This window comes from Streptomyces sp. NPDC007346 (genome assembly GCF_040703535.1).
GTDB lineage: Bacteria > Actinomycetota > Actinomycetes > Streptomycetales > Streptomycetaceae > Streptomyces.
Map to the genome: position 1 here is coordinate 1 of NZ_JBEYKR010000246.1, position 6,455 is coordinate 6,455.

A 6,455-nucleotide genomic window follows, 5' to 3' on the forward strand; every position below is an offset into this window, starting at 1 on the left:
CGAAAGGCAATCGAGAACAGCGTATCGCCCGGGCGAACCACGTACTGCCCCGTAGTGACCACCGGGCGCTTGGGCGCGGCGCTGTTGCGGTCGACGGTGGCGGGCTCGTCGACGACCATGAGGACCGCCTCCAGGGCGGGCTTCAGGTCGAGCGAGGCGACGGCTCCCTCATCGTCCTGTGCGGTCGGCTGCGCGCTCATTCCCGTACGTCCCTCTCCTCGGGGGCCCCGTCCCGTTCCTGGTCGAACTCGTCCGTCACCACCGGCTCCGCGTCCACCCCGCCGCACCAGGCCACCATCAGGTCGCCCAGCGCCTCGTCCTGGTCCAGGGTGACGGCCTTCTCCCGGTACAGCTCCAGCAGGGCCAGGAAGCGGGCGACCACCGTGAGGGTGTCGGGGGCGTCCTCGGTGAGGGCCCGGAAGCTCACCGCCGCCCCGGCCTCGCGCAGCCGCTCCACCACGATGCCCGCCTGCTCCCGCACGCTGACCAGCGGGGCGTGGATGTGGTCGACGTACACCTGGGGCTTGGCCTTCGGCTGCATCGCCTTGACGGCCAGCTTGGCGAACCCGTCGGGGCCGATGCTGATGACGACCTCGGGCAGCAGCTCGGCGTGGTGGTCCTCCAGGCCGACGGTACGGGGGTGGCGGCGGGCCTCGGACTCCAGGCGGCCCTGGAAGATGTCCGCGATCCGCTTGTACGCGCGGTACTGGAGCAGCCGCGCGAAGAGCAGGTCCCGCGCCTCCAGGAGCGCCAGGTCCGCCTCGTCCTCCACCTCGGCGGCGGGCAGCAGCCGGGCGGCCTTCAGGTCGAGCAGGGTGGCGGCGACGACGAGGAACTCGGTGGTCTGGTCGAGGTCCCAGTCCGGGCCCATGGCGCGGATGTACGCCATGAACTCGTCGGTGACCTTGGAGAGCGCGACCTCGGTGACGTCCAGCTTGTGCCGCGAGATCAGCTGGAGGAGGAGGTCGAAGGGGCCCTCGAAGTTCACCAGCCGGACGGTGAAGCGCCTGTCGTCCGCCTCCGGCTCACTTACGGCACCCGGCCCGGCCGCCGCCGCCACGGGATCGGCTTCCGGCTCCCGTACGGGCTCCGGAGCCGCCTCCTGGGCCTCCACGGGCGCCGCCGCCACCCCCGGCCCCCGCCCCAGGGCGCGGCGGCGCGGGGCGGCGGGGTCGTCGGGCGTGGGCATGGTGGTCCAGGGGTGGGGCGCGGACGGGCTCCGCCGGCCGGCGGGTCCCACCCGGCAGGCTACCGGCGCGGCGCCGGTCAGCGGCCGCGCAGCCGCCGTACGAGGATGCTCGCGTCGCCCCGGGACTCCAGGTCGGCCAGGACGACCGCCACCGCCTCGCGGACGATGCGGCCGCGGTCGACGGCGAGGCCGTGTTCGCCGCGCAGGACGAGCCGGGCGTGTTCCAGGTCCATCAGCTCCTCGGCGGAGACGTAGACCGTGATCTTCTCGTCGTGGCGTTCGCGACCGCTGGGGCGCCGGTTGGCGCCGCGTCCGCCGCCGCGCCTGCGCTGCTGCTGGACGGCCGGGGACTGCTCCGCCGGGGCAGGGGGCGCGGGCCGGTCGCCGGGGGCGGGAGCCGCTGCCCTGCGGTCGTCCTCGCCGCGGGGGCCGCGCGGGCCGCCGTCGGTGCCGGCGGAGGCGTGCTCCTCACGGCCCTCGGCCGGAGCGCCGCCCTGGCCCTGGGGATCGCTCTCCCCCGCCGGTGCGGGCACCCGTGGTTCGCCGTTCGCCTTGCGTCGCCGGTCTGCCGGGGAGGAGGACTGGAGGCCCATCCCTCCTCCGGTGGTACGGAACAGTTCGTCGGCCCCCGGCAGACTCACTCGGCGTGACACCGGGCGAGCACCTCCCTGGCGAGCTGGCGATAGGCGGCGGCACCGACCGAGTTGGAGGCGTAGGTGGTGATGGGCTCACCGGCGACCGTGGTCTCCGGGAAGCGGACCGTGCGCCCGATGACGGTGTGGTAGACGTGCTCGTCGAAGGCCTCGACGACGCGCGCCAGGACCTCGCGGCTGTGCACCGTACGGGAGTCGTACATGGTGGCGAGGATGCCGTCGAGCTCCAGCTCGGGGTTGAGCCGCTCCTGGACCTTCTCGATGGTCTCGGTGAGCAGCGCCACCCCGCGCAGCGCGAAGAACTCGCACTCCAGCGGCACTATGACCTTGTGGGCGGCGGTCAGGGCGTTCACGGTGAGCAGGCCGAGCGAGGGCTGACAGTCGATCACGATGTAGTCGTAGTCGGCCATCAGCGGCTTCAGGGCGCGCTGGAGCGTGGACTCGCGGGCCACCTCGCTGACGAGCTGCACCTCGGCGGCCGAGAGGTCGATGTTGCTCGGCAGCAGGTCCATGTTGGGGACGGCGGTCTTCAGCAGGACCTCGTCGGCCGCCATGCCCCGCTCCATGAGCAGGTTGTAGACGGTGAGGTCGAGCTCCATCGGGTTGACCCCGAGGCCGACCGAGAGGGCGCCCTGCGGGTCGAAGTCGACGAGCAGGACGCGGCGTCCGTACTCGGCGAGCGCGGCGCCCAGGTTGATGGTCGACGTGGTCTTGCCGACGCCGCCCTTCTGGTTGCACATCGCGATGATCTTCGCGGGGCCGTGGTCGGTCAGGGGGCCCGGGATCGGGAAGTACGGCAGGGGCCGTCCGGTCGGGCCGATGCGCTCGCGGCGCTGGCGCGCGGCGTCGGGCGCGAGCGTGGCCGCGTACTCCGGATCGGGCTCGTACTCGGCGTCGGGGTCGTAGAAGTGCCCCTCGGGCACCTCGGCGAAGTCGGCGAAGCGGTCGGTGTTCCGGCCACTCTCGTTGCCGGCCGTGGCGTTCACGTGTAGGCCGTCCATCATCTGGGGGGCTGTCGTCATGTGCTGTTGGGTGGCGAAGGTGCGGACAGCGACGGAGCCGACAGCTTCGAGCCCGATCGGGCTCAGACCCCGTGCAGGCATCCCTGGTTGACCACCCCCGGGAGTAATTGTCGACTCATTCACAAGTCGTCTTACCTCCTTGGACGTGACCAGGAAACTTATCGATAGGTCAGCGTGGCACCATGCCGACGATTGGCGACTCTATGGCGTGTCACCGGTCCGCAGCAACACAATCCGCCGGACCCGGCCCGATGTGTCGGCAATCGAACGCCTCACTGTCAAGGGTGCACAGCGGCCAAGCCGCACATTTCGCCGCCGCACGAATCGGGTGAAGAGCCATGTTCGAGGCGAGTCGCATCAGGACCTCACGGGGCCCGGCACGCCTCCGGCCGGACCTTGCTCGGCAAGGTCCGGCCGGGGGTGCGATGTTGACGCGGGTGTCGGCCCGTCAGCCGAGCAGGGTGCTCAGCTCGATGTGCGCGAGGCCGTGCGCCTCGGCCACCTCGCGGTAAACGACCTGGCCCTCATGGGTGTTGAGCCCCTTGGCCAGGGCGGCGTCGCGGCGCAGGGCGTCGGCCCAGCCACGGTTCGCCAGCTCCACGATGTAGGGCATCGTGGCGTTGGTGAGCGCGTAGGTCGAGGTGTTCGGCACCGCGCCGGGCATGTTGGCGACGCAGTAGAAGACCGAGTCGTGGACCTGGAAGGTCGGCTCGGCGTGGGTGGTCGGGTGCGAGTCCTCGAAGCAGCCGCCCTGGTCGATCGCAATGTCGACAAGTACACTTCCGGGCTTCATCTTGGCGACGAGCTCGTTGGTGACCAGCTTCGGGGCCTTGGCTCCGGGGATCAGTACGGCGCCGATGACGAGGTCGGCCTCGACGACGGCCTTCTCCAGCTCGAAGGCGTTGGAGACGACGGTCTGCACCTGGGTGCCGAAGATCCTGTCGGCCTCGCGCAGCTTGTTGATGTCACGGTCCAGCAGCGTGACGTGGAAGCCGAGGCCCACGGCGATCTGCGTGGCGTTCCAGCCGGAGACGCCGCCGCCGATGACGACGGCCTTGCCGGCCGCCGTACCGGGGACACCGCCGGGGAGCACGCCGCGGCCGCCGGCCGAGCGCATCAGGTGGTACGCGCCGACCTGCGGGGCGAGGCGGCCCGCGACCTCGGACATCGGGGCGAGCAGCGGCAGGGCGCGGTTCGCGGTCTCGACCGTCTCGTAGGCGATGGCGGTGGTGCCGGAGGCCAGCAGCGCGTCGGTGCACGCGCGGGAGGCGGCGAGGTGCAGGTACGTGAAGAGGGTCTGGCCCTTGCGGAGGCGGTGGTACTCCTCGGCGACCGGCTCCTTGACCTTGAGCAGCAGGTCGGCGGCGGCCCAGACCTCGTCGGCGGTGGACAGTATCTCCGCGCCCGCGGCGACGTACTCCTGGTCCGGGATGGACGAGCCCGCGCCGGCGTCCTGTTCGATGACGACCTGGTGGCCGTGGCGGACGAGCTCATGCACTCCGGCGGGGGTGATCGCCACCCGGAACTCGTTGTTCTTGACTTCGCGGGGGATGCCGACCTTCACGTCGATCACGGTCCTTGGCTCGGAGGGTAATCCGGGCACAGCGGTGCACACCCGGACATATACAGCATAAATGGAGACGCCACGAAGGAACGCGGCAGAGCCAGTCTAATGAAGGACTTCCTGCTGTCTAGCCTTACAAAGCATTAACTTTCTGTCGAAGCACTGCGGATTTCGTAGGCAGAACCCTCTTCTCCCAGCAACCTGTCGGCGGCGACCCGGTGCAGCCGAGCCGCCGCCGGATCGCCGAGCCGGTCCAGGGTGTCGGCCAGCCGGAGCTGGAGCGCCGCCTGAAGCCGCACGTCACCGGCGCGACGGGCCAGCCCGGCCGCCTCCCGGCAGGTGTGCAGCGCCTCGTGCGGCCGCCCCGCGTACTCCTGCACCCGCGCCGCCTCGCTGAGGGCCCGCGCCTGGGCGGCCAGGTCGCCGAGCCTGCGGTGGCCCGCGGCGGCGGCCCGCCAGTTCCGCAGCGCCTCGCCGTACCGCCCGGCGTAGCTGTGGACGGCGCCGAGCCGCTCGTACAGCCGCGCCTCGTCCGCCCGCTCCCCGTGGGTCAGGCGCTGGGCGAGCGCCCGGCCGTACCAGTCGGAGGCCCGGTGGTAGTCGCCCAGCTCGGCGTACGTACTGCCTACGGATTCCATCGCGCGGCCCGTCGCGTACAGGTCCCCGGCGGCCCGTCCGGCGTCCAGCGCGGCCCGGTAGCGGGTCAGGGCGTGCCGGGTGCGGCCGGTCCGGGCGTCCAGGTCCGCGAGGTTCAGCAGCGCGGCCGCCTGCTCACGGGGCAGGTCGCGGCGGAGCGCCACGTCCAGGACCAGGCCGTGCAGCCCGTACAGCTCCGGGGCGGCGGCCTCGGTGCCCCGGTGCACGGCCAGCGCCCGCACCAGGGCCGCGACCAGCCGCCGGGCCAGGGTGTCCAGCTCTCCGTCGGCCACCGCGAGCCGGGCCGCGGCGAGCAGCGCGGGCTGCCGCAGCAGCAGCCAGACGCCCGCCTCGTCCGCGCTCGGGAAGCGCAGGGAGCGCGGCAGCCCGGCGAGCCTGCGGTGGGCGGTGGTCCCCTCCGGTTCGGTGACCGCCCGGCAGGCCTGGAGCCGCCGTACGGTCCGCTCCAGCATCCGGGCGCGGGCGAGCTGGATCTCGGCCGGGCGGTCCAGGTCCTCCAGGAGCGCCCGCAGCATCGGGGCGAGGCAGCCGGGCACCCCGTACTGGGGGTGGGCGGCCCCGTCCGTCCGCAGCAGCCCCAGCCGTACGAAGTCGTCCAGGGTCGACCGGGCGGCCGAGACCGAACAGCCGGCCAGCGCGGAGGCGGTGTGGGCGTCGGCGAGCCCGGCGGGCGCGAGGGCCAGGAGGCGCAGTATCCGGGCGGCGGCCTGCGGCAGGGAGTCGTGGACGAGCCGCAGGGCGCGGGCCAGCGGGCGGGCGCCGGCGGGCTGCTGCTCGCCGGAGTCGGGCAGTTCGTGGAGCTGCTTGGTGACGTCGGCGACCGAGGCCATGGGGTGGGTGGCCAGCCAGCCGCCGATCAGGGCGAGCGCGGCGGGCTGCCCCCCGCACTCCTCGGCCAGGCTCTCGGCGGTGCGCGGGTCGACGGTGATGCGGACCTGGCCGATGGTGCGGGCGAGCAGCCGCACGGCCGCGCCCGCCTCCAGGCCGCCGATGGTGCAGGGCCGTACGTCGGGGATGCCGGTCAGCGGGCCGGTGGCGGTGGCGACGACCAGGCAGTCCGGGTTCTCCGGGAGCAGCGGGTCGACCTGTTCGGCGTCGTCCGCGTCGTCGAGCAGCAGGACGAGACGGCGTACGGCGAGGGCCTCGCGGACCATCTCGGAGAGTTCGTCCTGGTCGGCGCCGGGCGGGACGGCGATGGAGAGCAGGCCGAGGATCTCCGCCGCGCTGCGTTCGGTGGGGACGCGTTGGCCGCCGGGTTCGGTGAGGCCGACCCGGAGCACCCCGTCGGGGTAGGGCTCCAGGCCCGTACCGGCAACGGCCCAGGGCAGCGCGCCCGTTCCGGTCCCGGGCCCCGACGCGTCGGGGCCCGG

5 protein-coding genes and 1 pseudogene are annotated in these 6,455 nt (G+C 72.9%); all 6 read right to left on the reverse strand.

Annotated features, from left to right (window positions below):
- Positions 1-200 (reverse strand): annotated as a pseudogene (locus AB0917_RS33275) (hypothetical protein); the annotation flags it as partial.
- Positions 197-1,189 carry a segregation/condensation protein A gene (locus AB0917_RS33280; RefSeq protein WP_366823446.1) on the reverse strand — a complete coding sequence of 331 codons (993 nt, stop codon included), beginning with the start codon at positions 1,187-1,189 and terminating at the stop codon, positions 197-199. The gene AB0917_RS33280 and the pseudogene AB0917_RS33275, both read right to left, overlap by 4 nt.
- A gap of 77 nt (positions 1,190-1,266) precedes the next feature.
- The gene (locus AB0917_RS33285; RefSeq protein WP_366823448.1) at positions 1,267-1,830 is read right to left on the reverse strand and encodes a hypothetical protein; all 564 of its coding nucleotides are present in this window, start codon (positions 1,828-1,830) and stop codon (positions 1,267-1,269) included.
- On the reverse strand, positions 1,827-2,945 hold the full coding sequence (locus AB0917_RS33290) for a ParA family protein (protein WP_018488026.1): 1,119 nt from the start codon (positions 2,943-2,945) through the stop codon (positions 1,827-1,829). The genes AB0917_RS33285 and AB0917_RS33290 overlap by 4 nt, the downstream gene beginning before the upstream one ends.
- A gap of 367 nt (positions 2,946-3,312) precedes the next feature.
- Positions 3,313-4,428: an alanine dehydrogenase gene (gene ald / locus AB0917_RS33295; protein WP_366823449.1), complete on the reverse strand. Its 1,116-nt coding sequence runs from the start codon at positions 4,426-4,428 to the stop codon at positions 3,313-3,315.
- 143 nt (positions 4,429-4,571) lie between these two features.
- On the reverse strand, positions 4,572-6,455 hold a 1,884-nt coding region (locus AB0917_RS33300; RefSeq protein WP_366823447.1), incomplete at its 5' end, for a tetratricopeptide repeat protein.

Excerpts from the sequence above, each read along its gene's own strand:
- AB0917_RS33280 (WP_366823446.1), bottom strand. The coding sequence starts at position 1,189 with ATGCCCACGCCCGACGACCCCGCCGCCCCGCGCCGCCGCGCCCTGGGG.
- AB0917_RS33290 (WP_018488026.1), bottom strand. The coding sequence starts at position 2,945 with ATGCCTGCACGGGGTCTGAGCCCGATCGGGCTCGAAGCTGTCGGCTCC.